The organism is Salinimicrobium sp. 3283s, assembly GCF_039602225.1.
GTDB classification, from domain to species: Bacteria; Bacteroidota; Bacteroidia; order Flavobacteriales; family Flavobacteriaceae; genus Salinimicrobium; species Salinimicrobium profundisediminis.
Map to the genome: position 1 here is coordinate 336,661 of NZ_CP143631.1, position 23,957 is coordinate 360,617.

At 41.0% G+C, this 23,957-nt stretch carries 27 protein-coding genes; 19 read left to right on the top strand and 8 right to left on the bottom strand.

From position 1 onward, the window contains the following. Position 1 precedes the first annotated feature (1 nt). The 5 genes from VS868_RS01460 to VS868_RS01480 all read left to right on the top strand — a co-directional run bounded on the left by VS868_RS01460 (position 2) and on the right by VS868_RS01480 (position 3,456). The gene (locus tag VS868_RS01460) at positions 2 to 652 is read left to right on the top strand and encodes a helix-turn-helix domain-containing protein (RefSeq protein WP_345598961.1); all 651 of its coding nucleotides are present in this window, start codon (positions 2 to 4) and stop codon (positions 650 to 652) included. A 98-nt stretch (positions 653 to 750) separates the two neighbouring features. Then, on the top strand, positions 751 to 1,419 hold the full coding sequence (locus tag VS868_RS01465) for a helix-turn-helix transcriptional regulator (protein WP_345598962.1): 669 nt from the start codon (positions 751 to 753) through the stop codon (positions 1,417 to 1,419). A 225-nt stretch (positions 1,420 to 1,644) separates the two neighbouring features. After that, a complete protein-coding gene (locus VS868_RS01470) occupies positions 1,645 to 2,217 on the top strand; it encodes a pseudouridine synthase (protein ID WP_345598963.1) in 573 nt (190 codons plus the stop codon). A 67-nt stretch (positions 2,218 to 2,284) separates the two neighbouring features. After that, a complete protein-coding gene (locus tag VS868_RS01475) occupies positions 2,285 to 3,139 on the top strand; it encodes a hypothetical protein (RefSeq protein ID WP_345598964.1) in 855 nt (284 codons plus the stop codon). Continuing rightward, complete coding sequence (locus VS868_RS01480) at positions 3,136 to 3,456, top strand: hypothetical protein (RefSeq protein WP_345598965.1); 321 nt, start codon at positions 3,136 to 3,138, stop codon at positions 3,454 to 3,456. The genes VS868_RS01475 and VS868_RS01480 overlap by 4 nt, the downstream gene beginning before the upstream one ends. A 26-nt stretch (positions 3,457 to 3,482) precedes the next feature. Here the strand turns inward: VS868_RS01480 and VS868_RS01485 are convergent, their stop codons facing one another. Next, on the bottom strand, positions 3,483 to 6,200 hold the full coding sequence (locus VS868_RS01485; protein WP_345598966.1) for a cation-transporting P-type ATPase: 2,718 nt from the start codon (positions 6,198 to 6,200) through the stop codon (positions 3,483 to 3,485). 32 nt (positions 6,201 to 6,232) lie between these two features. Further along, the gene (locus tag VS868_RS01490) at positions 6,233 to 7,180 is read right to left on the bottom strand and encodes a 1-phosphofructokinase family hexose kinase (RefSeq protein ID WP_345598968.1); all 948 of its coding nucleotides are present in this window, start codon (positions 7,178 to 7,180) and stop codon (positions 6,233 to 6,235) included. A gap of 175 nt (positions 7,181 to 7,355) precedes the next feature. Here VS868_RS01490 and VS868_RS01495 point away from each other — a divergent pair, with 175 nt between their 5' ends. Genes VS868_RS01495 through VS868_RS01505 form a run of 3 tightly spaced genes read left to right on the top strand, consistent with a single transcriptional unit; the run spans position 7,356 to position 9,908 of the window. After that, positions 7,356 to 8,135 (top strand): ABC transporter permease, encoded by a 780-nt coding sequence (locus VS868_RS01495; protein ID WP_266071181.1) that lies wholly within the window; start codon positions 7,356 to 7,358, stop codon positions 8,133 to 8,135. Beyond that, positions 8,128 to 8,901 (top strand): ATP-binding cassette domain-containing protein, encoded by a 774-nt coding sequence (locus VS868_RS01500; RefSeq protein ID WP_266071180.1) that lies wholly within the window; start codon positions 8,128 to 8,130, stop codon positions 8,899 to 8,901. The genes VS868_RS01495 and VS868_RS01500 overlap by 8 nt, the downstream gene beginning before the upstream one ends. A gap of 5 nt (positions 8,902 to 8,906) precedes the next feature. Next, complete coding sequence (locus VS868_RS01505; RefSeq protein WP_266071179.1) at positions 8,907 to 9,908, top strand: MlaD family protein; 1,002 nt, start codon at positions 8,907 to 8,909, stop codon at positions 9,906 to 9,908. Between the two features lie 61 nt (positions 9,909 to 9,969). Here VS868_RS01505 and azu read toward each other — a convergent pair whose 3' ends face one another. Further along, complete coding sequence (azu, locus tag VS868_RS01510) at positions 9,970 to 10,530, bottom strand: azurin (RefSeq protein ID WP_266071178.1); 561 nt, start codon at positions 10,528 to 10,530, stop codon at positions 9,970 to 9,972. Between the two features lie 115 nt (positions 10,531 to 10,645). After that, the gene (locus tag VS868_RS01515) at positions 10,646 to 10,912 is read right to left on the bottom strand and encodes a zinc ribbon domain-containing protein (protein ID WP_266071177.1); all 267 of its coding nucleotides are present in this window, start codon (positions 10,910 to 10,912) and stop codon (positions 10,646 to 10,648) included. Between the two features lie 210 nt (positions 10,913 to 11,122). Here VS868_RS01515 and VS868_RS01520 point away from each other — a divergent pair, with 210 nt between their 5' ends. The 7 genes from VS868_RS01520 to VS868_RS01550 all read left to right on the top strand — a co-directional run bounded on the left by VS868_RS01520 (position 11,123) and on the right by VS868_RS01550 (position 17,700). Then, positions 11,123 to 12,157, top strand: a complete 1,035-nt coding sequence (locus VS868_RS01520; RefSeq protein WP_266071176.1) for a response regulator — start codon at positions 11,123 to 11,125, stop codon at positions 12,155 to 12,157. A gap of 105 nt (positions 12,158 to 12,262) precedes the next feature. Beyond that, positions 12,263 to 12,730, top strand: coding sequence for an Hsp20/alpha crystallin family protein (locus tag VS868_RS01525; RefSeq protein WP_345598969.1), 468 nt, complete (start codon positions 12,263 to 12,265; stop codon positions 12,728 to 12,730). 181 nt (positions 12,731 to 12,911) lie between these two features. Continuing rightward, a complete protein-coding gene (locus VS868_RS01530) occupies positions 12,912 to 13,760 on the top strand; it encodes a universal stress protein (RefSeq protein ID WP_266071174.1) in 849 nt (282 codons plus the stop codon). A 19-nt stretch (positions 13,761 to 13,779) separates the two neighbouring features. Next, entirely contained in the window at positions 13,780 to 14,625 is an 846-nt protein-coding gene (locus tag VS868_RS01535) for a universal stress protein (protein WP_266071173.1), read from the top strand. 1 nt (position 14,626) lies between these two features. Further along, positions 14,627 to 15,475, top strand: a complete 849-nt coding sequence (locus VS868_RS01540) for a universal stress protein (protein WP_266071171.1) — start codon at positions 14,627 to 14,629, stop codon at positions 15,473 to 15,475. 16 nt (positions 15,476 to 15,491) lie between these two features. After that, positions 15,492 to 16,343 (top strand): restriction endonuclease, encoded by an 852-nt coding sequence (locus tag VS868_RS01545; RefSeq protein WP_266071170.1) that lies wholly within the window; start codon positions 15,492 to 15,494, stop codon positions 16,341 to 16,343. Beyond that, positions 16,327 to 17,700 (top strand): MBL fold metallo-hydrolase, encoded by a 1,374-nt coding sequence (locus VS868_RS01550; protein ID WP_345598970.1) that lies wholly within the window; start codon positions 16,327 to 16,329, stop codon positions 17,698 to 17,700. Before VS868_RS01545 ends, VS868_RS01550 begins: the two co-directional genes overlap by 17 nt. Positions 17,701 to 17,775: 75 nt before the next feature. Here the strand turns inward: VS868_RS01550 and VS868_RS01555 are convergent, their stop codons facing one another. Next, entirely contained in the window at positions 17,776 to 18,000 is a 225-nt protein-coding gene (locus tag VS868_RS01555; RefSeq protein ID WP_345598971.1) for a hypothetical protein, read from the bottom strand. A 214-nt stretch (positions 18,001 to 18,214) separates the two neighbouring features. Between VS868_RS01555 and VS868_RS01560 the strand changes: the two genes are divergently transcribed. The 4 genes from VS868_RS01560 to VS868_RS01575 all read left to right on the top strand — a co-directional run bounded on the left by VS868_RS01560 (position 18,215) and on the right by VS868_RS01575 (position 20,612). After that, a complete protein-coding gene (locus tag VS868_RS01560; protein ID WP_345598972.1) occupies positions 18,215 to 18,646 on the top strand; it encodes a hypothetical protein in 432 nt (143 codons plus the stop codon). 20 nt (positions 18,647 to 18,666) lie between these two features. After that, a complete protein-coding gene (locus VS868_RS01565; RefSeq protein WP_345598973.1) occupies positions 18,667 to 19,110 on the top strand; it encodes a hypothetical protein in 444 nt (147 codons plus the stop codon). A gap of 346 nt (positions 19,111 to 19,456) precedes the next feature. Beyond that, a complete protein-coding gene (locus VS868_RS01570) occupies positions 19,457 to 20,251 on the top strand; it encodes a HipA family kinase (RefSeq protein WP_345598974.1) in 795 nt (264 codons plus the stop codon). Continuing rightward, positions 20,229 to 20,612: a DUF3037 domain-containing protein gene (locus VS868_RS01575; protein WP_266071195.1), complete on the top strand. Its 384-nt coding sequence runs from the start codon at positions 20,229 to 20,231 to the stop codon at positions 20,610 to 20,612. The genes VS868_RS01570 and VS868_RS01575 overlap by 23 nt, the downstream gene beginning before the upstream one ends. A 41-nt stretch (positions 20,613 to 20,653) precedes the next feature. Here the strand turns inward: VS868_RS01575 and wrbA are convergent, their stop codons facing one another. The 3 genes from wrbA to VS868_RS01590 form a co-directional block, all read right to left on the bottom strand. Then, positions 20,654 to 21,262 carry an NAD(P)H:quinone oxidoreductase gene (gene wrbA / locus VS868_RS01580; RefSeq protein ID WP_266071196.1) on the bottom strand — a complete coding sequence of 203 codons (609 nt, stop codon included), beginning with the start codon at positions 21,260 to 21,262 and terminating at the stop codon, positions 20,654 to 20,656. 150 nt (positions 21,263 to 21,412) lie between these two features. Next, the gene (locus tag VS868_RS01585; RefSeq protein ID WP_345598975.1) at positions 21,413 to 22,672 is read right to left on the bottom strand and encodes an aminotransferase class I/II-fold pyridoxal phosphate-dependent enzyme; all 1,260 of its coding nucleotides are present in this window, start codon (positions 22,670 to 22,672) and stop codon (positions 21,413 to 21,415) included. A gap of 184 nt (positions 22,673 to 22,856) precedes the next feature. Next, positions 22,857 to 23,897, bottom strand: coding sequence for a pyridoxal-phosphate dependent enzyme (locus tag VS868_RS01590; RefSeq protein WP_266071198.1), 1,041 nt, complete (start codon positions 23,895 to 23,897; stop codon positions 22,857 to 22,859). Positions 23,898 to 23,957 lie beyond the last annotated feature (60 nt).

Consider the following 23,957-nt stretch of genomic DNA (forward strand, 5'->3'; position numbering starts at 1 on the left):
TATGACAGTAGAAGAAAAAATTTCTACATTTTCAGAAGAATTTGAAAAGCTTCCGGGAGTTACCGTGATCAATGAAATAGAGGGTTTTAAACCTCTATTTATGACCTCAAACGGCCTGGAACTGCTGGGCTTGACCCTCAATGAACTTATAGCTACAAAGGAGAATTACCAACATATCTATTTTAAATCAAATTACATAAGGGATTATCTGGAATCGCTGGAGTCATTGATTGAATTGGAAGGACTTGATGAAACATATACCTTCTTTCACCAGGTCAAAATCCAGGGAAGCTTTCAATGGTATGCGGCTTCTATAAAAATTTTTCATATCGAAGCTCATTTTCAACCTACTCACACTATCACCTACGCAGTGCCGCTTAAAGATTTTGAATGGACCATAAGAAGAGCTGAGCGCTTAATGGAAGAAACAGATTTTGCCCGGAAGAACCTTGAAAAATACGGAAAGTTGACTCCGCGGGAAATTGAAACACTTGGTTTGGCAGGAAAAGGGATGAGAACTAATGAAATGGCAGAGCGATTAAACATATCTTCAGATACGGTGAATTCTCATCTAAAATCTCTTCGGAAAAAACTGGAGGTTGCCAACTCATTTGAACTCCAGGAATATGCCCGGGCTTATGACCTAATGTGATAGATATCGAAAAAAAGATACTCTTTATCGATTTTCTTTAAGGTTTTTTTAAAGAACCTGTGTTTTGTGCTACTTTTAAATAGCAAACAACCGGAACCTTGCAACCAACCTTTGAACAAAAACTAACTCTCTTCTCTGAATGTGCAGAAGCTATGCCTGGTGTAGTCATAGTCCATGAATTAAGGGAAAAAGACTTCAAGACTGTTTACATGAGCTCCCGCGGGCTATATCAACTGGGAGTTTCTTTAGAGGAGCTTTCTAAAATGGGACCTAAATACCATGACCGTTTCTTCAATAATGAAGATATGGAAGATTTCATAGTGAAACTGCGAAAGCTGCTTCAAAAAAAAGATCCAGAAGAAACCTTTACTTTTTTTCAGCAGGTGAAATTTAAAAACCGCCAGGAATGGGTATGGCACATTGGGTCTATAAGGATTTTTCATCAGGCTGATGATGGCTCAGCCACTCATCTGGTCACTGTCGCGTTTCCCGTTGACCGCATGAAGCATATTGAAAATAAAGCAGAGCGGCTTTTAAAGGAAAATATGTTCTTCAAAGAAAACCTAAGTAAATTTCTTAGCCTTGGAAAAAGGGCAAAGGAAGTTTTAAAACTGGTGGCTCTGGGAAAGAGTTCGGCAGATATTGCAAAAGAACTGCACATTTCTATAGACACCGTGCACACTCACCGCAAGAATATCAAAAAGAAACTGAATATTTCTACCAATTTTGAATTTACGGAATACGCCAGGGCCTACGATCTTATTTAAGCACAAAAAAAAATCGGGGCCCCTACACCCCCGATTTTTCACTCCGTTGCACCGGACTCATAAGTGAAATATCCGGTACAATTTCACGTGATAAAAATAGTATTTCACACCTCCTCCACCAATACCCACTTTTGGGGATTTTCGCCCTTTTTCTGTTAAAATTCAAAGACGAAAGCCTTATTTTTGCCTACGAACAACAAAAAGATATTGTTGTGGTACTATTTTATGCACAGACACTTTAAAATATATAAACCCTACGGCTTTTTAAGCCAGTTCGTGAGTAACCAGCGCACCCGCCGCAGTAAGAAAATGCTGGGAGAACTAGGGGATTTCCCCGAAGGCACTATGTCGATTGGCAGATTGGATGAAGATTCGGAAGGCCTGCTCTTGCTTACCACCAATGGTAAAGTGAGTGCAGAGATTACAGGAGGGAATGTAGAAAAAGAATATTATGTGCAGGTAGATGGCCTCATTGAAGAAAAAGACATCGAAAAATTAAGTACCGGAATTGAGATAGGGATCAATGGAAAAAAATATCTTACCAAACCCTGCGAAGCCAGACTACTGGAATCTCTTCCTGATTTTCCTCCCCGGGCAAAACCCATTAGAGATGAAAGGCACGGCCCTACCAGCTGGATTTCAATTACACTCACTGAAGGCAAGTTTAGACAGGTAAAAAAAATGACTGCAGCGGCCGGTTTTCCCACTCTTAGGCTGGTAAGGGTGCGCATAGGTCAGGAGAAACTTGACAGCTTAAACTCAGGAGAAGTTATTGAAGTTAAGAATTTTACCTATTAAGAATCTGATAAAAATCATGTAAACTATCTGGAATTTTCAGTAAATTATTGTTCTAATTTTTTCGGCTATGAACAATATTCTGATCTCTTCAGATGTGTTGTCGCTTCCCCGAAGTGGCTTGCTCTACGCCCTTCATCTCATGAGAGGCCGAAAAACTCATTTCTATTTCGAGACCTTTTCTATGAAACAAAGATTGGCTTCGGGGCCGTCTTACAATGAATCTCAATTAAATTGTCTCGAGTTCGTCATCAAACAGGAATTGGATGCCATTCAGAAAAAGATCAGGAGCTTTTTCCCTGCTGAAGATTATGAGCTGTACATCTTGAATTCGCCCGAAGATCTCTACAAAAGAAAAGAAAAATTCTCTTTGGCTATCCTGAATACCAGAAACAGAGCTTTAAGTCATTTGACGGTGTTGACCAAACTATATGCCGGCTTAAAAATGCCATTTTTGGCACTCCCTGATATTGCGAAGCCTATACTTCCCAAAAAATTACTTCTCATAGCAGAACCCGGCGTTCAGGTTCCATTAGCCAGTCTTGCCCCGGTTAAAAAAATCTTCGGAAACTTCAGCTTTTCACTTGAAATACATAAGATCTACCCCGGCAAAGTGAATGCCCAACAGGCAAAAATTGACAGCTTCAGGTTAAAAGAAGTTTTAAATATATATCATCCTGCGGTGAAGGTTTTCTCTCAGCAAGAATACCGTTTTTCAAACCTGCAGGATGCTCAAAATTTTGATTTACGATTGCTCCCTCAGGATGAGCATAGCCTGCAAAGAAAAATGAATAACCCGGCTTTTGTGAACTTTATTTCCAATCCAAAAGCTCCGACTTTGATAAGTCCAAAACCTGAAATAGACTTTGTGCCTGCCTTTAAACGAAACCGTAATACCACAAAACCATTATTTATTAAGCCATGAAAATCTTAATCTCTGTCCTGCTCCTCACACATGCAATTTTACACCTCATGGGGGTAGTAAAAGCTGTTCATGAAGATTTTTTACCTACCCTCTCCAGAAGTATAAATAAACTTGAAGGAATACTTTGGCTTACCAGTGCCGTGCTTATTTTTATAGCAGATGTCTATTTTCTAATGGCTTCAAATTACTGGCCCATTCTGGCTATTATAGGGGCCATCCTGTCTCAGTTTCTCATCACGTTAAACTGGCAGGATGCAAAATACGGCACTATTCTTAACCTGCTGATTTTAGGCATAAGTTTTCCTGCGCTAACCTGAAGTTGAAATTTTTCAATTTGAGGGCATCAGAAGTCTTTATAAAAGAATTTTGTGACCTGTATAATGAAAGTGGGTAAAATGCCGGCACCGGCAATCAAAACCCAATGGTTTGTTTGCAAAGGCTGCAGGCTCAACACCCCGGCCACTACCGGGATAAAGTAGGCCAGGAGAACCACAGCCACACAAAATCCCACCGCCATCCATACATATTTGTTACGGGTAACCTGGTTGTTGAGCAACGGTTCTTTGCCCTCACGCATATTGAGTACGTGCAGGAACTGCGCAAACGCAAGGCTTAAAAAGGCGATGTTATTATTGATCTCTTCCGTTTCTTCCCAAATAAAATAGGAATAAAAAAAAGCTCCCGTAACACTGGCAGCAATGAGCACCCCGTAAATTCCAATCTGCACCCAATTCCACCGGCTAATGATTGGTTCTTTTGGATCTTTTGGGGGCAACTTCATAACGTTAGGATTGCCTTCGCCTATACCAAGCGCAAGAGCCGGGAACACATCTGAAAGCAGGTTGAGAAACAACAGCTGCAGGGGTAAAATAGGCAGGATAAAGAGTGAGAAACTTATAAGCGCGATCAAAATGATCTCAGCAAGGTGGTAAGAAAGCTGATAAAGCACAAACCTCCTGATGTTCCCGAAAATGATGCGCCCCTGCTCAACAGCTTTGACTATAGAACCAAAAGAGTCATCTTTGAGTACCACATCGGCGACCTCCTGGGCTACCTGCGTACCTCTCTTGCCCATAGCAATGCCAATGTTGGCCTTTTTGAGAGCCGGCGCGTCATTCACTCCGTCACCGGTCATACCCACGATCTCGCCCATATTTTGAAAGTGGCTGATAAGACGTAGCTTTTGCCCGGGGTCTACGCGTGAAAATACCCTGATGCCCATGAGTTCATCCTGGGTACTTTTTTCAAACTGTTTATGCAGGTCTTTGCCATGTAAAACCGGGGGTTGGTGTTCTTCTTCTGAAACGATCTTTACCTCACGCCCCACATTAGCCGCTGTTGCAGGATGATCTCCGGTTACCATGATCACTTTAATGCCTGCAGCTTTACAAGTCTCTATTGCTGTAGCCACTTCTTTTCGCGGAGGATCCATAAAACCGAGCAGCCCCACAAAATTGAGGTCATGTAGAAAATCTTCGGCTTCTTCGCCATCAGGACATTTTTGACTTGTTTTAAAAGCAAAACCAAGTACGCGCAAACCATCGGCGGCCAGGTCATGATTTCGCTGTTTCCATTTCTCCTTTTCATCTTCTGTAAAATCTTCCGGTTTTCCCTGCTTCAGGATTTGTGTAGAACGGGAAAGAATGGCATCGGCAGATCCTTTTCCGGCTATATAGAAATGATCGTTTTCTTTGTAAATGGTTCCCATCACCATAGACTCTGAGTCAAAAGGATCATGTAATTCCCGGGGCAAGTCCTGTAATTCCTTATAAAATTCCGGGTCAAAATTGCTCACAAAATCCAGCAGGGCTATCTCAAGAGGGTCTCCTTTAGCCAGTTTTCCCTCTTCTGCTGCTTCCGGTTTTTCTTCAGAATTTTCGGGATTTCTCAGGGAAGCATCATTGGCAAGTACAGAGATCTTCAGCAACTCGTTTAAATTACTTTTTTCCTGTAGATCAACATGTAAAGTTGGTTTTTGCCCGTGCCGGTCAACCTTCAGAAGTCCGTCATCGGGGAGATAAAAGCTGTGAACGGTAAGTTCATTCTTTGTTAAAGTTCCGGTTTTATCGGTAAAGATCACGGTAGTCTCTCCCAGCGTTTCTACCGCGCTCAGGCTCTTGATCAAAACATGCTTTTTAGACAGCCTTACCATTCCGCGGGCAAGGGCGATACTGGCAACAATGGGCAGGCCTTCAGGGATAGCAGCAATAGACCAGGCGATTGACGTTTGCACCAGTTGATACAGTTCTTCTCCCGCCAGCCAGCCAAAGAAGAAAAAGGCAGCTGCCATCACCAGGATCACCCAGATCAGTTTTTTGGTGAGCCTGTTTAGCTTCATATTTAAAGGAGTATCTTCCCGGTCCTGCTCCTCAACCAGCGAAGAGATATTGCCAACTTCGGTATCCATCCCGGTAGCAAAAACAAGGGCTGTTGCAGTGCCCGAGGTAACTGCGGTACCTTTGTAGAGGATATTTTTGCGATCGGCCACCTGCAGCTCCTCTTCAATTACTTCGGAATTCTTTTCGACAGGTACAGATTCTCCGGTAAGGGGAGATTCATCAACCTTAAGTTCAACAGCTTCGATAATTCGGGCGTCGGCAGGAACGAGATCTCCGGCTTCCAGTTTAATAATATCTCCTGAAGTTATATTTTCAGCATCAATATCTATTTCTTTAGAAGATCTCACCACAAGGGCCCTTACCATATCGAGGTTTTTGAGGGCATTCATTGATTTCTGCGCCTGAAATTCCATCCAGAAACCAATAACGGTATTTACGATAAGTACAATGAAAATGGCTATTCCTTCAGCAAAATCGCCAAAAATAAGGGCAAGCGCGGCTGCAGCAAACAGCAAATAAATTACCGGATTATTGATCTGGGACAGGATGAGGTGCCACAGACTTCTTTCTTCAGCCTCCTTTAATTTATTAGGGCCGTACTTTTTCAGCCGCTTTTCTGCTTCTTCTTTAGAAAGGCCATGGCGGATATCTGCAGAGAGGTCACCTGCCACTTCCTCTACCGTTTTAAGATAGGCATTCGTGCTGTTTAACCTCTGTTCCATGACATCCTCTAATTATTTCTGTTACTTCATATTTAGATTGTTCTGCCTTCCCTTAAATTTTGTTTAAGCAGCTGTTCATAAAGAACCTCTACATCTTCTTTTTTAAGGAGTTCGGTCCCCGGCGATTTTATGGTTGCACTGCCACAGGAAAGTCCGTACAAAATGGCATTTTTGAGAGGTTGGCCTGTAGAAAGGGCGTAAACCAGGCCGGCCACCATACTGTCTCCCGCCCCTATTGAACTAACGTGCTCCACTTGCGGGGCAGGGTAATGTTTCACTTCCCCTTTTGTAGCCAAAAGCGCACCTTCACCCCCCAAAGAGAGCACAATGATCTCTACGGAATACTTTTTAAGGATATCGAGCAAAGCGCTTTTTTGCTCCTCCAGATTTTCTGCCGATTGGCCCGTAATATCGCTGAGCTCCCTTTTATTCGGTTTTAGTAGATAAGCTCCCTGCTCCAGAACTCCCTGGTAGGATTTTCCAGAAGTATCAAGCACAAATTTTAATCCGCAGGCTTTCGCTTTTGCCGCTACCCGGGCATAAAAGTTGGAGGGTGCACCCGGGGGAAGGCTCCCGCTTGCCACTAAAAAAGCCCCTTTTTCACACCGGCTCACTTTGTCGAGTAAAGCTTCATATTCCGATTCCTGTAATTGAGCCCCAGGAAAACCGAAGCGATAGAGATTTCCTGTGGCAGTTTCGGTAACTGCAAAATTCTGCCGCAAATCATTTGTAACCTCTACAGGATTTTGTGTCACCCCTTCCTTTTTCAGAAGATCGTAAAAAAGCTTTCCTGTGTGACCACCCTTAGCATACACGGCGGTAGATTGCCCACCCAGTCTCTTGATCACCCGGGAGACATTTACTCCCCCTCCTCCCGCATCAATAAGCGGTGCCTCACACCTCAATTTTTCGTTGGGTTCGAGCCTTTCTGTTTTTGAATAAATATCCAGGGCAGGATTGGCAGTTAAGGTTATTATCATTGCCTATATTTTATTTGGTCTACTCTCTAATTTACAGATTAGTTTTTTAACCCTAAAACTGTAATGTTAAATTCTGAAAAAGCTTTTCATATTTTCTGAAGTCTGGCGTAAAACTGAGAGATATCATACTTATTCCGGGATTTATAAGGTAGTTTTAAGCTAGAAACTGTAGGGAATGGCTGAAAGTTTTCCATTGAAAAAAAACCTGTACTCCTTTTTTGCTGAAATTGGAGCGCTGTCAAAATTTGCCGCACGGTTCTTTAAGGAATTGTTCAGCCGGCCTTTTGAATTCAAAGAGTTTTTACGGCAATGTTACCAAATGGGGAATAAATCTTTGTTACTTGTAGGAGTAACAGGTTTTATTCTTGGCCTGGTCTTCACACTTCAATCCAGGCCCACCTTAGAAGAGTTTGGAGCTTCATCGTGGATCCCGAATATGATTAGTATTTCTATTGTTAGGGAAATTGGCCCTGTGATCATCGCTCTTATTTGTGCCGGACGAATTGGATCAAGCATAGGTGCCGAACTGGGATCTATGAAAGTGACCGAACAAATAGATGCTATGGAAGTCTCGGGCACCAATCCTTTCAAGTATCTTGTTGTCACCCGAATTCTAGCTGCCACCCTTATGCTTCCGCTTCTTATAATCTTTGGTGACTTTGTTGCACTTATTGGATCGGCCCTGGTAGAGAACATTAAAGGGCAGGTTTCTTTTATGCTGTACTTTAATCAGGTTTTTAGTGCCCTTGGTTTCAGGGACCTCCTGCCTGCTACGGGAAAATCCTTTTTCTTCGGATTTGCTATTGGGCTGGTGGGGTGTTTCAAGGGCTACAATAGCAGTAAAGGAACTGCCGGTGTGGGTCGGGCTTCAAATTCCGCAGTAGTATACACGAGCATGTTGCTTTTCATTATAGATTTTATAGCAGTTTTTCTAACCCAATTAATATATGGATAGCATGACGGCCGAACCTACATCTTCTTCCACACCAAAAGGGAAACCGGTGATACGAATCCAAAACCTGCACAAGCAGTTTGGAGACCAGGTGGTGTTGAAGGATTTTAACCTGGAAATGTACGAGAACGAAAATCTGGTACTCATGGGGAAATCGGGCTCGGGCAAGTCGGTAATGATCAAGTGTCTTGTAGGTCTCATGGAACCGGATAGCGGGACGATCGAAGTATTAGGTCAGGACATCACGAAACTTGACCGCACTCAAATGGATGAACTTAGAGCAGAGATTGGGTTCCTGTTTCAGGGCAGTGCTCTTTACGATTCAATGACGGTGAGAGAAAATCTGGAGTTTCCATTGAGGCGGCACACCAAAAGAATGAACATCAAAGATACAGATGAACTTGTACTTGAAGCACTGGAGAATGTAGGGCTGGCCAGAACCATTGATCTTATGCCCAATGAACTTTCGGGCGGGATGCAGCGAAGGATAGCCCTTGCACGGGCACTCATTCTTAAACCCAAGATAATTATTTATGACGAGCCCACTACCGGCCTTGATCCCATTACAGCCAAAGAGATCATTGAATTAATGACAAGCGTTCAAAAAAGGTATAAAACTTCTTCAATGATCATTACCCATGATGTTGACTGTGCCAGAGTGATCTCCCACCGGATGATCCTGTTACTTGACGGTACTAATTATGCGCAGGGAACTTTTGAGGAACTATCAACTTCTGAAGACCCCAGAATAAGGGCCTTCTTTAAATAAAAGACATGAAAAATTCAAATTCACAGAACCTGAGATTAGGAATATTCGTGATTGTGGGAATTATAATTTTCATAACCGCAGTCTATTTCATAGGAAACCGGCAAAACCTGTTTGGGAATAATAGTGTCATTGTTTCGGTGTTTAAAGATGTTAATGGTCTACAGCGCGGAAACAATGTTCGCTTTGCGGGAGTAAATGTGGGTACGGTGCAAAGCATTACCATAGTTAACGACACCAGTATTGCCGTAAACATGAGAATTGACCAGCGCACTATGGATCTTATCAGCAAGAACTCCCTCGCAACGATTAGTTCTGACGGGCTGGTAGGGAGCATGATCATAAACCTTCTTCCGGGAGAAAAGGCAGATGTGGCACCCGTTCCAGTGAGCTCGGGAGATACTATTAAATCTATTAGTAAGATTGCCACCGCCGATATGCTTACCACCCTTAACACAACTAATGAGAACGCTGCACTTTTAACCGCCGACCTGCTGAAAATAACCAACAGCATTAATAAAGGGGAAGGCACCCTGGGGGCTTTAATTAAAGACAAGGAAATGGCAGCTAATATTAAGGAGAGTATTAAAGACCTTAGAAAGGCCACAGGAGAAGTTTCAATTATGGTCAATAACCTCAACAAAATAACCACTCAGGTGAACTTTAAAGAAAGTGTTGCGGGAGTTTTACTAAATGATACTACCGCGGCAAAGCAAATTGAAGGAATTATCTCAAATCTTGAAATTTCTGCTCTTGAAATTGGGGTAATGACTTCTAACCTGCAGCAGGTTTCTTATGATCTAAAAAATGGTGAAGGCACGCTGGATTATTTATTAAACGATGCCGGTGCTGTAGATAAACTGGATGCTACCCTTCAGAATATCGAAGAAGCTACCAAAAAGTTTGACGAGAACATGAAAGCTTTGCAGCACAATATCCTCTTTAGAGGCTACTTTAAAAGACAGGCCAAATTACAGGCAGAAGAAGAAACAAATAAAGAACAGGAATAGAAAAAGGCTGCTTTAAAAATTAAAACAGCCTTTTTATCCGCCAGAATAAAAAATTAAGCGCTTACTCTACAATAAATTTTCCGCGCATTTGAACGTAATGCCCCGGGAAACTACAAATAAAATCGTAAGTTCCTGCTTCAGAAACAGTAAACTCAATAGTTGTTTCCTCACCACCGCCTATCATTTCGGTCTTGGCGATAACAGCGTCTGTTCCTTCAGGGATGTATTCATTACCTGTTGCAGTAGCTGCTTTTTGGGCAAAATCAACCACATCTGTTCCCTGCTTAAGCAGTACAAAGTTGTGGCCCATTGCATTTTCGGGTAATTCCCCCACATGGGTAAGGGTAAGTTTTACCTTGTCACCTGCTTTTACCTTAATCTCATTGAGGTTATACTGCATTAGATCATTACCGGTGAGGTTAACCTGTACCACCCCATCCTGCCGCTGTATAGCATCATTGGTCTGGGCTGTTTCATCAGCAGCTGCATCTTGGGTGGTCTCCACTGTTTCAAGGTTTCCTCCATCTCCAATAGTTATAGTTTCCTGTTCTTTTTTTTCATTTCCACAGCTCATTAGAACTGCAGCTAAAAAAACTGCAAAAAATCTGCTTAAGTTTTTCATGTTTTAGGTTTTAAATTATAGCTCTTTTAACTTTTGAACTTAGCTCAAAGGTAAAGAATTATAACAGGTTTTCTTAAAATCTGAAGTTAAGGAAAGTATAAACCTCAGCCCTTTTTTAAAGGATGTGTGTCATCTTCCAGCGCTTTAAATCGGGCAATATTTTGATGGTTTGCTGGGCTTCTTCAAGTGTGAGGCCATCGTGGTGCCGGGCCATCTCCAGCAATTTTTTCTCCATGTCCTGAATGTTGAGCTGGTGGTTAGTGAATGTTCCATCCTTAAAACAGTTCAAACAATAATCGGAGTTCTTGCTAAGATCCTTATTGGTGCCTCTAAACTTCTTTGAAAAAGGCAATCCGCAGCTTTGACAGGTCAATGACTTCATAGCATATCATCTTAATCTTCAGAACAATAACCAATGTTCTAAAAAGGGTTTATCTAAAGATAAAAACAGAAGAGAAAAAAAAAGGCTTTCAGGTCTTAAATATTTCCTAAATATGGTTTTCTGACGTATCTTTATTTCACATTTTTAATTCGCTGATAATGAGAGGTGTTTTTTGTAACTTTTCAATATATCAGTTTAAATATCAAGCTCATGGAGAACTCAGTCCTCCTTATTGAAGATGACCTTGTTCTTGCAGAAAACACCCGGGAATTACTCGAACTTTCCGGTTACCGGACTTTCCTTGCCCATGAAGGCAAAACCGGACTAAAAAAGGCATACAAGGAACTACCCGATGTTATTATATCAGATATCATGATGCCCGAGTTGGACGGGTACGAGGTGTATACCGCGCTTCAGCAAAATCGCCACACCAGGAATATTCCGTTCATCTTTCTATCAGCAAAGTCAAATCCTGCCGATGTACGCCGGGGAATGAACCTGGGAGCCGATGATTATATCACCAAACCCTTTAGCGAAGAAGATCTTATTTTAACCATTGAAAAGCGTCTTACTAAACGGGCACAGCTGGAGGGAGAAAAAAGTCCCGGCCGTAAAAACCAGTTTCACCTCGAAGAGTTTAAAGAATATGTGCGCACTTATGGCGAACAGATAGAGGCTGAAAAAAATGAAGAGATCTTTATGGAAAATCGTATGGCCTGCAGTGTCTACCTCCTGGAACATGGGATGGTGAAGACCTATAGGCTTGACGAGTACGGGAAAGAACTTATCACGACTATTCCTCAAAAAGGGGATTTTTTGGGCTTCTATAGCTATAAAAAATCAAACCATTATCCCGAAAGTGCCCAGGCACTGGAAAGAAGTATTTTGTACAGGTTATCTCATGACGAATTTCTACAAATGCTGGAACAAAACCGGGATTTGATGCTGGAATTTGCTGAAGAAATAACACACAGCCTCGATGTACTTAGAACTCACCTGTTAGAAATGGCATATGGATCGGTCCTTAAAAAAACAGCCAGTACCTTACTGGAATTTGCTGAAAAGGTAAAAGACGATAATACTCCCGTTTTAAAGGTTTCGCGCAGCGATATGGCCAGTGTTGCCGGTATTTCTACAGAAAGTTTTATAAGAAGCCTTTCCTGCCTTAAAAAGGATGGTATTATTGATATTATTGGCCGTGACATAAAGATACTGCAGCTTGAAAAATTAACGGAAATACATTAGGAGTTTTCGCACACCTTTCTTTCGCTACATGACAATTGTCATGCTCTTCGGGGTTAATGTACTGTAAATTAGAAGAAAAAATTACTAACATTAAATTCCATGGTTATGTCATTAGCAACAACAAAAAAGCGCAGGGCTCCCGTATTGAGCAATGCCTTTATGAGTGATCCTTTCTTTTCAGACTTTTTTGACCGCCGCGGATTGATGAAAAATTTCTTCGCTCCTAATGGAGACGGTGATGTTAATCCGGCAATGAACATTAAAGAAAAAGAGAAAGAATTTGAAGTTGAGCTCGCCGCCCCCGGCCTCAAAAAAGAGGATTTCACCATCACTCTTGACAATGGTCTTCTCACTATCTCTGCTGAAAAAGAAGAAAAGAAAGAAGATGAAAAAGAAGGTTTTGTGAGTAGAGAATTTAGTTATAATTCCTTCTCAAGATCTGTAAGTATTCCTGAATCTATTGATGAAGACAAAGATGTCTCGGCTCGATATGAAGATGGAGTTCTAAAATTAAAATTACACAAGAAAGAAGGCATAGAAACTAAAAAACCAAAAACCATTAAAGTTTCCTGACCTTTAAGAAGAGACTGCCCTGCGATTCAAAGCGATTATTCCTAAAGTTGCAGGCAGGGAAGTAGAATGATTTAAACATTTGAAATTCACCCGCTGCATAATGGGTAGTCTCTTCTCCTGCATGATCGCAGTCATACTTTTTTACTGAAACTTTCTCTAACTTTAATGAAAATGCAATAAAATGAGAAAGATTATTGTTCCCACAGATTTTTCGGAAAATGCGTTCCAGGCACTAAAGTATTCCGCAGAACTCTTCAAGTATGAAAGAAGTGAATTTTACGTGCTTCACGCATATGCCGATGAAGTTTACAGTTTTGAGGGCGTAATAACATCTAATCTTCTCGAAGAATATAAACAGAACATTAAAGAAAAAAGTGATAGAGAACTTGCAGTTATCCTGAAGCGGATAAAAGACCTTTATGCCAATCCTAAACACACATTCCATGCAATTTCAGCATTTGGACTGTTGATAGATGAGGTAAATGATTTAGCCGAAAAAGAAAACGCCGATCTTATTATTACTTCCACCCGGGGTGTTACCAATGACAGGCAACTGACTTTTGGAAGCAACACCCTTCAGATTATAAAATACGTGCAGTGCCCGGTGTTGAGTATTCCCGAAGATTACGAATTTTCAGATCCCAAACGAATTCTTTTTCCTACCAACTACCTGCTTCCTTACCAACGCCGCGAATTAAAACTGGTTGGAGGAATCGCCCGCTCCTTCTGTTCTGAGATTCACATGTTGTATGCTTCAAAATTTTCAGAAATAACTTTGAGGCAGGAAGACAACAAACAGGCGATCCTGGAACATTTATACGATGTAAATGTGCAGCAACACCAGGAAGAAGAGCTCGAAAAAACCGAAGCAATCAAAAAGATGATAGACGATCTCAACATTGATCTACTGGTGCTGGTCAACTCGCGTCACAGTTATCTAGAGAATATACTTTACAGTTCAACAATAGATAAAATAGGACTACATCCAAAAATACCATTTTTGGTACTCCAGAATTTCAACCGGTATTAAAAGTCAAAACCCTTAACTCATGAAAAATATCCTGCTACCTACCGACTTTTCCGAAAACGCATATAATGCTGCCAAATATGCTGTGCAGCTATTTAGTAATGAGGAATGCACCTTTTTTCTGCTAAACACATACACTCCTGTACTTTACGATAATGAATATCTGGTATACAACTCCAATTATCCTACCCTCACAGAAATTTACCAGGATAAATCGAAAAAAGGGCTTGAAAGGGTGCTAAGACGAATAAAACGAAATTTTAAAAATGAAAAACATTATTTTGAGAAAATCTCTTCATTCAATCTCCTGAATGATGAAATGAAAGATATTGTTGCCGAAAAAGAAATAGATCTCATTGTTATGGGTACAAAAGGCGCTACGGGCGCTGAAGAAATTCTTTTTGGCACCCATACCGTTCACGCCATAAAGAGAGCACGCTGCCCACTGCTGGCCATTCCGGCACATTATGAGTATAAGCCACCCAAAGAAATTCTTTTCCCTACAGATTATGAGGGAGAAATACCGGCACTTCTTAATATTATGGAAGAGCTGGCAACTGCTCATTCTTCTACAATACATATTCTACATGTATATTTTGGAGTAGATCTTACATCAAACCAGGCCAGCAGGAAAAAGGCATTATCAATAACCTTTAAGGACCTTGCCCATCACTTTTACAATATTAATGGCAAAAGTGTTACCCGCGCCATATATGATTTTCAGGAAGAGAATGAAATAGACATGCTTACCATGGTAAACAACAAACATTCATTCTTTGAAAATTTACTCTTTACCCCTGTAGTCAACGAAATAGGTTTTAATGTGAAAGTGCCATTTTTGGTAATTCCTTCAAAAAAAAGAAAGTAAAATGAAAACTGTACTCTTACCCACAGATTTTTCGGCAAATGCACAAAATGCCTGTAGGTATGTAATTGATATGTACAGGAATGAAAAAGCACATTTTGTTTTACTGCACGCTTACAAAGTTTTTAATTATTACGAAAACAGTCACCTGGTGGCAAAACCCGGTGAAGCGGCCATTGCAAATGCGCAGGAAGAAGCTCTAAAGAAAATAGAAGAAGTAAGGCAGGAACTGGAAAGCAACAAAGGCAAAGCTCATACTTTTGAATGCAAACTCCATAACCTCCCTCTACCTGATGCAGTAAAGAAAGAACTGCGCAAAAGAAGAACTGATGTGGTGGTGATAGGAAGCCAGGGCCATACCGAAAACAAAGAAGTGATGTACGGTAGCAACTCCCTGAATATTATTGAGGAAATTGAAAATTGCCCTGTATTAAGCGTACCTGCACATGTAGATTTTATTGTACCTAATGAAATTGTACTGGCCAACAGCTTTAAAGTAGGCCTCACTCCTCAGGATCTTGATTATCTAATCTCTCTTGTGCACAAGTTTAAGGCGGCTTTACGAATCTTACATATTTCAGAAGAAGGCGGACTCAACAAAACCCAGCACCAAAATAGAAAACAGCTGAAAGATTACCTCTCTGATGTGAAGCATTCGTTCCACTTCCTGGAATATTTAAGTGTACCCCTGGGAATATATTCGTTTACAGAAAGCCGTGGTAGTGGTATGATCGCCTTTGTCAACAAAAAGCACAGTTTTTTAGAAAACCTGCTCCTAAACCCGGTATACAAAAATATGGCGCATTTTTCAAAAGTTCCGGTATTGGTATTGCATCAGCCGGAAAAGAATTAGAACTAAATATTAAAAGATGAAGATCACCACAGCTTCTGGAGAAATATCTGAATATTCAGAAGCAAAAATTGCTTCCTCTCTTAGAAGATCTGGCGCGCAGGAGCATGTGATCGCTGATATTCTTCACAACCTTCGGGCTCATATTCACCCCAATATTTCAACAAAGAAAATTTACAAAATTGCCTTTGATCTTCTACAGCAACAGGACGGACTTACAGCTTCAAGGTATAAACTAAAAAAAGCGATTTATGAACTTGGCCCTACAGGATTTCCTTTTGAAAAATTTATTGGAGCACTGTTCGAAAATAGCGGATATCATGTACAGGTAGGAAAGATTCTCCAGGGAACCTGTGTAAGCCATGAAGTAGATGTTATTGCTGAAACTGAAGGCTTAAAAATGTTCATGGAATGTAAATTTCATAGTGAACAAGGTAAAAAATGCGATGTAAAAATCCCTCTTTACATCAATTCAAGGTTTGTTGACCTTGAAAGCTACCAGCTGAAGAACCATAGTAAAGAAGAAGTAAGGCATGAAGGATGGGTAATAACCAATACGCGATTTACAAAAGATGCTATTGCCTATGGGCAATGTGTGGGCCTAAAATTGTTGGGTTGGGATTTTCCAAAAGGTGAAGGTCTAAAAGAAAGAATAGATAAATTAGGGCTATACCCTATCACCGTGTCTACCTTATTATCTACAAGGGAAAAGCAATTTCTTTTGAGCAGGGATAACGTATTGTGCCGGCAACTATTAAAGGACGATTTTCTTCTGGACCAACTTGAAATAAGCAAGAACAGAAAGAAAAGAATATTAAAAGAAATGCAGGAATTAATAGCACCTGCTAAAAAACATGGAAAACTTAGTTAATATTCATTTTTTAGGTGCTGCAGGCACTGTAACAGGATCAAAATTTCTCCTGGAGACTCCGTGGATGAATATACTTGTAGACTGCGGATTGTTTCAGGGGCTTAAAGAATTGAGAGAGCTTAACTGGAAAGCATTTCCCTTTCCCCCAGAAAAAATTGACCTCATACTGCTTACCCATGGACATTTAGATCATACCGGTTACCTGCCAAAGCTGATAAAAGAAGGCTTCAAAAATGACATTTTAGGAACCTCTCCTACCCTGGCTATTGCTGAAGTTATTCTTACCGACAGCGCTAAAATTCAGCAAGAAGACGCAGATAGGGCCAACGAAGAGCATTACTCTATACATGAGCCCGCACTACCCCTTTATAATGAAGAGGATGTTGCACAAACCATCAAATTGTTCAAATCTGTAAGAACAGAGGAATGGATAGAAATTTCAGAAAAAGTGAAGATCAGGTTTCGTAAAAACGGACATATTCTGGGATCTACCTTTATAGAATTAAATCTTAATGGTAAGATCTTTGTCTTTTCCGGAGATGTAGGAAGAAAGTCCGATTTACTTCTGGAACAGCCATTACAACCTCAATATGCAGATTATTTATTCCTGGAAAGCACTTATGGTGACAGGATCCATCCACAAGAAGATGTAAACGAGATACTTGCCAAGGCTATCAATAAAACGATTACAAACAGGGGGACACTTATTATTCCAAGTTTTGCAGTAGAGCGGTTGCAAACCCTTATGTATGCAATTTACAGGTGTTACCAGGAGAATAAGATTCCCAGAATTCCGGTTTACATAGATAGCCCCATGGGTAATGAGGTACTTAAGATCTTTGGCAGGTATATGTCCTGGCACAAATTAAATACTGAAGAATTCAAAAAGATGAAGAAGTTCTTCAGAATCATTACCCGGTATAAAGATACCTGGAAAACTATTGAAGATCCTCAACCCAAAGTGGTGATTGCCGGTAGCGGAATGGTGACAGGCGGAAGAGTGCTCACCTACTTAAGGTTTTATCTCGAAAAACCCGAAACTACTGTTATACTGGTAGGTTTTCAGGCAGAAGGCACAAGAGGCAGGCAATTACAGGAAGGTGTGCCCGATGTAAAGATCTTTGGAAAATACTACCCCATCAAAGCAGAAATTAAAACCATTAACAGCCTCTCTGCACATGCAGACCAGCCTGGGTTACTTCAGTGGTTAAATGAACTGCAAAACATGCCACAGCAAATATTCCTGGTTCATGGAGAGAAAAAAGCTGCAGATGTACTACGGGTAAAAATAAAAGATCAGTATAAATGGCTTGCAAAAATCCCTCACCTGGGAGAAGTAATAACAGTAAAAGTATAAACAAAAAAAATCCGTAGCTCTCGCCACGGATTGTGTTTAGACATAATGAAATGCCGGGATCTGAAAAATAATAAATTATTCTACAGAGTTAGTATCTGTAATGTCTTCTACTACGTCACCGCCAGTGCTGGTAGTATCAACAACTTCTTCAGTCTCAACAGCCTCAACCTCAACAGAAGTCTCAGGAGTTTCGATCACTTCTACTGCACTTTCTTCAGTAGTTTCAGTAGCTGTTTCTTTACAAGAAGTAAAAGAGAATACTAATGCGATAGCAGCAAAAGTCAAAAAGGATTTTTTCATTTTAAATGAATTATTAATTGTTTGAGGCGCCAAATGTATATTATTTTTTGACACTCAAAACATACTGATGAAAAAATATTTTAGTTAAATTTTTTGATGCTTTTTTGCCATATTTATAGGCTTCATTTTCTGGCCCACAATTCTTTTTATGTGACATATATCATCTTGACCAACTGTTTTTATGCTTACCTTAATGACTTAAATACAGCAGATTATGAACCGGAACACATCCAAACCTTTCTCTGCCAACGAAAAAGAAATAGAACGCCTGCTCAAAGAAAACAGGAGGTGGAAAGAAAGACTCACTTTTTTTAAAGGTGAAATTACATTTTTGAACCTCTACCTTAGTGCAGAGATTTTTCAAAAAGATGTACCCAACCTGTACGAACGGCTTCAATTATTCTATGATGACCTGCAAAATATCAAACTTGAATGCCTCGATCTCACCACACAAGTTCATAATCATCGCTATGATATTGAAGGAATACTGGAATGTGAAGATATTAGTTGTGAGGTCTTCTACCACCAGGAGCATTTAAAATTGAAACAGAAAGTACAGGATTTTGCTAAAAAATTCAGAAAATTTAAGTCCGAAATTTACTCCTACACCGGCCCTCTGCTAAGACGCACAAGTAACGAGCCTTAATAAGTCTAAATCTTTTTGTCATGGAAAAAAAGACACATAACTACCGGTACATTGAGTGGAAAACACCCGATGAAATGCATTTCTCCTCCCTGCAGTGGAAATCTGAACTAAACTTCATTAAAGACGAACACCGCTTTTTTGAAGATATGCTTAAAGAATACACTTTACCCATTCTTGAATCTCAGCTGTTTTCTCGCGTAAAAGAGCTCATTGAACAGTTAAACCTCTCCAGGAAAGACTTAAAACTGCTGGAGAACCGGGTTGCCCAGCACATAAATAAGTTGCGGGAACTTCTTGAGAATCTCGATGAACAAAGAGAAGGACGGGAATATCGCAAAGAGCACAAGGAGATCCTCAATGACTTTATTCATTATTCAAGACAGTACAAACGGCTTAAACGGGATATTTTTGAAGTTGTAGGCAAAGCTATTAAGCAACAAAAACAAAAAAGGTTACTGGCCTAAACTCTGGTCATAACCGCTGAAAAACTTTATAAGTCTGCACCACCATCTGGTGCAGACTTTCCTTTTTGTAGAGGTAACAATTATTTCCGGTTCTTCTAAATTACTTCGGAAATATTGGGGTGTCTGTAGAAAATACATTACATCATCAATATTATTTAGTACCTAACGTGAAAACCTTCAGCAAAAACTATAGCCTGAAGATGCTGTCTTCTGAATTTTTGTCCCTATGCTAGAGTTCAACCTGAAGTGTCAAAAATGGCAAAATCAGGTCAAATTCTTAGAAATATGCGGGAGCTACATGCAGGGAGCATAAGTTTGCTTCAGAAATGCTATTTTTGAAACTTCTATGGGAGACATAAAAGATATACGTACTGTAACTGTTTGCCGTTACATCGCACCGCTACGGGAAGGTGGCTCCCTCCCTGCATTGGCCGAGGCAGATGACGATTTTAAGTACGTTCTAAAATTTAGAGGGGCCGGTCATGGGGTTAAAGCACTAATTTCTGAATTTTTGGGAGGGGAGATCGCCCGAACAATAGGTTTAAAAGTACCCGAGCTGGTTTTTGCCAACCTCGATGAAGCCTTTGGACGAACTGAGGGAGATGAAGAAATACAGGATCTATTGCAGGGTAGCCAGGGCCTGAACCTCGCCCTACATTTTCTCTCGGGCGCAATAAATTTTGATCCTGCAGTAACTACTGTAGATGAAGCTATGGCCTCAAAAATTGTATGGCTGGATGCTTTTATCACCAATGTAGACCGCACCTTCAGAAATACGAACATGCTCATTTGGCACCGGGAGCTTTGGCTTATTGATCATGGTGCCTCCTTTTACTTTCACCATTCCTGGAATAACCTGGAGAAGCATGCGCTTAGCCCTTTCAGCTTAATAAAAGATCACGTATTACTCCCACAGGCAACCCAGCTTTGGGAAGCAGACCAGCAGATAAAACAACTGCTCACCAAAGAAAAGATCAGGGAAATAGTTGAAGGTTTACCACAGGATTGGTTAGAATGGAGAGACAGCGAACTCTCTGCTGAAGAGCTGAGAGAAGCCTACATCAATTTCCTGGAAATTCGCCTCCAGAATTCAGATACATTTATAAAAGAAGCACAAAATGCCAGACAAGCACTTGTATGAATATGCCACTTTACGGGTAGTACCACGGGTAGAACGTGAAGAGTTTCTCAATGTGGGGGTCGTGGTATTCTGCAAAAATCAAAAATACCTGCAGGTGAGGTATAAGCTGGACAGTACAAAATTACTTTGCCTTTGTCCAGACCTTGACCTGGAGCAGCTTGAGAAGAACCTGCAGTCATTTGAACTGATATGTGAAGGTGCAAAGAATGGCGGGCCTATAGCCGTGATGGACATTCCCTCGCGCTTTAGGTGGCTCACCGCAGTGCGGAGTTCGGTTATTCAGACTTCCCGGCCACATCCCGGCTTGTCTTCTGATCTCGATCAAACCCTGCAGCGCCTCTTCGCTGAACTCGTACTTTAATTTTTGAAGGAGTTAATTTAAAGGACTTCTAAAAAAGGCATTTACTGGCTACCTTTTTTAACCCACTGCCCCATGGTTATTGTTCTTTTTACCTGGTGCGCGACGGCTTTTTTCACCTTTTCTCCCAGCTCCTCTTTCCCTGCTGTAATACTTACTCCATAAGGATTACCGCCGGCATTAAAGATGGCTTCATCGGTATAACCGGGTGCAGCCACAATGGCACCCCAGTGAAACATGGTCTTGTACAAAGAAAGCAAGGTTGACTCCTGCCCGCCGTGCACATTACTTGCACTGGTCATACCACTTACTACTTTATTGGCGAGTTTACCGTTAAACCACAACCCCCCGGTGGTATCCAGAAATTGTTTTAGTTGGGAAGGAAGATTTCCATAACGGGTTGGTGCACTAAAGATGTAGCAATCGGCCCACTCCAAATCATCCATTGAAGCTTCCTTTACATCTTGCGTGGCCTCCAGGTGTTTCTTCCAGTCTTCATTAGCTTCAATAGCTTCTTTTGGGGCCAGTTCCTTAACTTTTCTAAGCCTTACCTCGGCACCAGCTTCTTTTGCGGTTTCTTCTGCCCATTTTGCCAGTTGATAATTCGTTCCGGTGGAACTGTAATAGATCACTGCTAACTTCATATCTTTCATAATTCTATTGTTATTTTATAATTCTTAATTCACTTCCGAAGAAGATAAGTCTAAATTCATTACTTATCTGCTAAACAAATTATAAAACTGGAAAGAAGGCATAAAAAAATCCCCTCAAAAAGGGGATTTTTTAAAGATATTTTGGAGAAATTACTTTTCCATTGCTGCAGCAACACCTGCCGACAATCTTCTGTAAGTTCCATTTTCAAGGCGTTCTCTAATTGCAGAGAAAGCGGTAAGCGTAGCTTCTACATCCTCTAAAGTGTGTGCTGCTGTAGGAATTAATCTTAGCAGGATAAGACCTTTCGGAATTACCGGATACACAACAATAGAACAGAAGATTCCATGATTTTCCCTAAGGTCATTGACCAAAGCCATTGCTTCCGGAATACTTCCCTGTAGATACACAGGTGTAACACAACTCTGTGTAGTTCCTATGTCAAACCCACGGCTTTTTAAACCATTTTGAAGAGCGTTCACGTTCTCCCAAAGCTTTTCTTTAAGTTCGGGCATGGTCTTTAACATCTCAAGACGCTTAAGAGCCCCTATTACCAACTGCATTTGCAGGGATTTGGCAAACATTTGAGAACGAAGATTATACTTGAGGTAGTCTATAATTTCACGATCGGCTGCTATAAAAGCACCTGTGCTGGCAAGGGCCTTGGCAAAGGTGGCAAAATATACATCTATACCATCCTGTACTCCCTGCTCCTCACCTGCTCCTGCTCCTGTCTTTCCAAGAGTCCCAAAGCCATGTGCATCATCAACAAGTAACCTGAAATTGTATTTTTCTTTAAGCGCTATGATTTCCTTAAGTTTCCCCTGCTCTCCCCTCATTCCGAAGACACCTTCAGAAATAACAAGAATTCCGCCGCCAGTTTGTTCGGTGATCTTTTCGGCACGTTGCAGGTTCTTTTCAATGCTCTCCAGGTCGTTGTGCTTGTATGTAAAGCGCTGCCCCAGGTGCAGGCGCACCCCGTCAATAATACAGGCATGAGCATCAACGTCATAAACAATAACGTCTTTTTTGGAAACTAGGGCATCAATGGTAGAAACCATACCCTGGTAACCAAAATTTAACAGGTATGCAGCTTCTTTATGTACAAAAGAGGCCAGTTCATCCTGCAATTTTTCATGTAAGGACGTGTGACCACTCATCATCCTGGCTCCCATGGGATACGCAGAACCCCATTCGGCAGCCGCTTCTGCATCTACCTTTCGCACTTCGGGGTGGTTTGCAAGTCCCAGATAGTCATTCACACTCCAGGTAATCACATCTTTTCCCTGGAATTTCATCCTGTTGGAAATAGGGCCTTCCAGTTTTGGAAAAACAAAGTAACCTTCGGCCACTTCACTCCACTTTCCTAAAGGTCCTTTATCCTTATATATTTTATTAAATAAATCTGCCATTTTGTGTATTTTTCACTTCTGCAAAAGTAACAAATAAATAGCAACTTCAGAATTTCGGTCGCTCAAATGCACTGAAAAACATGCACCTTACAACGCAAATTCTTTGGCAGCACCTGCTCCTTCTGCCGCTATTTAAAAAATAAGAGAGAGGTTATATATACTACAGAACAAAAATATGCTGTAGTTATTTTATGAATTCTATCTGATTTTCAGCTTTTTCGTTCTTACTGTCGAAGAAACCCTGTTCGTTCATCCAGTCGTCGCTATAGACTTTGCTCATATAGCGGGAACCGTGATCGGGAAAAATGATAACGACCTTACTGGACTCGTCAAACTCTCCTTCTTCGGCAAGCTGGCGCACTCCCTGCAAGGCTGCACCGCTGGTATAACCAACAAATAGCCCTTCGGTGCGGGCAAGTTCCCGTGCGGTATGGGCACTGTCTTCATCACTTACTTTCACGAATTTGTCGATAATCTCAAAATCTGTAGCTGTAGGAATCAGGTTTTTCCCCAATCCCTCGATGCGATACGGATAGATTTCTGAAGAGTCAAATTCTTTGGTCTCGTGATATTTTTTAAGCACCGAGCCATAAGCATCAATTCCCATGATCCTAATGCCCGGGTTTTGTTCTTTCAGGAACCTGGCAGTTCCAGATATCGTTCCGCCGGTACCACTACAAGCCACCAAATGGGTGATCTTTCCTTCAGTTTGTTTCCAAATTTCGGGACCGGTAGTGAGGTAATGAGCTTCTATATTGAGTTCATTGAAATACTGATTAATATACACCGAACCCTTTATCTCATCGTGCATTCTCTTAGCCACCTGATAATAAGACCTCGGATCATCGGCAGTTACGTTTGCCGGACAAACATATACCTTGGCGCCCATAGAGCGCAGCATATCGATCTTATCTCTGGACGACTTCGAGCTTACCGCCAGTATACATTCATAGCCTTTGATCACACTAACCATGGCAATACTAAACCCGGTATTCCCTGAAGTAGTCTCAATAATGGTATCTCCCGGTTTGAGGATACCTTTTCTTTCGGCTTCTTCTATTATATGTAATGCTATTCTATCTTTAGTTGAGTGGCCCGGGTTAAAAGCTTCTACTTTTGCAAAAAAGTCACCTTTAAGGTCCTGGGTAACGCGGTTTAAGTGAATTAGAGGGGTATTACCTACTAGTTGTAATACATTATCGAAAACCTGTAAATCTTCTCTCATAAATTGAAGTTATTTACAATAATCGTCTTTGGAAATTAGTATCCTTAGAACGATCACAAA

Coding starts and splice junctions, on each gene's coding strand:
- VS868_RS01460 (WP_345598961.1), top strand. CDS start 2: ATGACAGTAGAAGAAAAAATTTCTACATTTTCAGAAGAATTTGAAAAG.
- VS868_RS01470 (WP_345598963.1), top strand. CDS start 1,645: ATGCACAGACACTTTAAAATATATAAACCCTACGGCTTTTTAAGCCAG.
- VS868_RS01475 (WP_345598964.1), top strand. CDS start 2,285: ATGAACAATATTCTGATCTCTTCAGATGTGTTGTCGCTTCCCCGAAGT.
- VS868_RS01480 (WP_345598965.1), top strand. CDS start 3,136: ATGAAAATCTTAATCTCTGTCCTGCTCCTCACACATGCAATTTTACAC.
- VS868_RS01485 (WP_345598966.1), bottom strand. CDS start 6,200: ATGGAACAGAGGTTAAACAGCACGAATGCCTATCTTAAAACGGTAGAG.
- VS868_RS01490 (WP_345598968.1), bottom strand. CDS start 7,180: ATGATAATAACCTTAACTGCCAATCCTGCCCTGGATATTTATTCAAAA.
- VS868_RS01495 (WP_266071181.1), top strand. CDS start 7,356: ATGGCTGAAAGTTTTCCATTGAAAAAAAACCTGTACTCCTTTTTTGCT.
- VS868_RS01500 (WP_266071180.1), top strand. CDS start 8,128: ATGGATAGCATGACGGCCGAACCTACATCTTCTTCCACACCAAAAGGG.
- VS868_RS01505 (WP_266071179.1), top strand. CDS start 8,907: ATGAAAAATTCAAATTCACAGAACCTGAGATTAGGAATATTCGTGATT.
- azu (WP_266071178.1), bottom strand. CDS start 10,530: ATGAAAAACTTAAGCAGATTTTTTGCAGTTTTTTTAGCTGCAGTTCTA.
- VS868_RS01515 (WP_266071177.1), bottom strand. CDS start 10,912: ATGAAGTCATTGACCTGTCAAAGCTGCGGATTGCCTTTTTCAAAGAAG.
- VS868_RS01520 (WP_266071176.1), top strand. CDS start 11,123: ATGGAGAACTCAGTCCTCCTTATTGAAGATGACCTTGTTCTTGCAGAA.
- VS868_RS01525 (WP_345598969.1), top strand. CDS start 12,263: ATGTCATTAGCAACAACAAAAAAGCGCAGGGCTCCCGTATTGAGCAAT.
- VS868_RS01530 (WP_266071174.1), top strand. CDS start 12,912: ATGAGAAAGATTATTGTTCCCACAGATTTTTCGGAAAATGCGTTCCAG.
- VS868_RS01535 (WP_266071173.1), top strand. CDS start 13,780: ATGAAAAATATCCTGCTACCTACCGACTTTTCCGAAAACGCATATAAT.
- VS868_RS01540 (WP_266071171.1), top strand. CDS start 14,627: ATGAAAACTGTACTCTTACCCACAGATTTTTCGGCAAATGCACAAAAT.
- VS868_RS01545 (WP_266071170.1), top strand. CDS start 15,492: ATGAAGATCACCACAGCTTCTGGAGAAATATCTGAATATTCAGAAGCA.
- VS868_RS01550 (WP_345598970.1), top strand. CDS start 16,327: ATGGAAAACTTAGTTAATATTCATTTTTTAGGTGCTGCAGGCACTGTA.
- VS868_RS01555 (WP_345598971.1), bottom strand. CDS start 18,000: ATGAAAAAATCCTTTTTGACTTTTGCTGCTATCGCATTAGTATTCTCT.
- VS868_RS01560 (WP_345598972.1), top strand. CDS start 18,215: ATGAACCGGAACACATCCAAACCTTTCTCTGCCAACGAAAAAGAAATA.
- VS868_RS01565 (WP_345598973.1), top strand. CDS start 18,667: ATGGAAAAAAAGACACATAACTACCGGTACATTGAGTGGAAAACACCC.
- VS868_RS01570 (WP_345598974.1), top strand. CDS start 19,457: ATGGGAGACATAAAAGATATACGTACTGTAACTGTTTGCCGTTACATC.
- VS868_RS01575 (WP_266071195.1), top strand. CDS start 20,229: ATGCCAGACAAGCACTTGTATGAATATGCCACTTTACGGGTAGTACCA.
- wrbA (WP_266071196.1), bottom strand. CDS start 21,262: ATGAAAGATATGAAGTTAGCAGTGATCTATTACAGTTCCACCGGAACG.
- VS868_RS01585 (WP_345598975.1), bottom strand. CDS start 22,672: ATGGCAGATTTATTTAATAAAATATATAAGGATAAAGGACCTTTAGGA.
- VS868_RS01590 (WP_266071198.1), bottom strand. CDS start 23,897: ATGAGAGAAGATTTACAGGTTTTCGATAATGTATTACAACTAGTAGGT.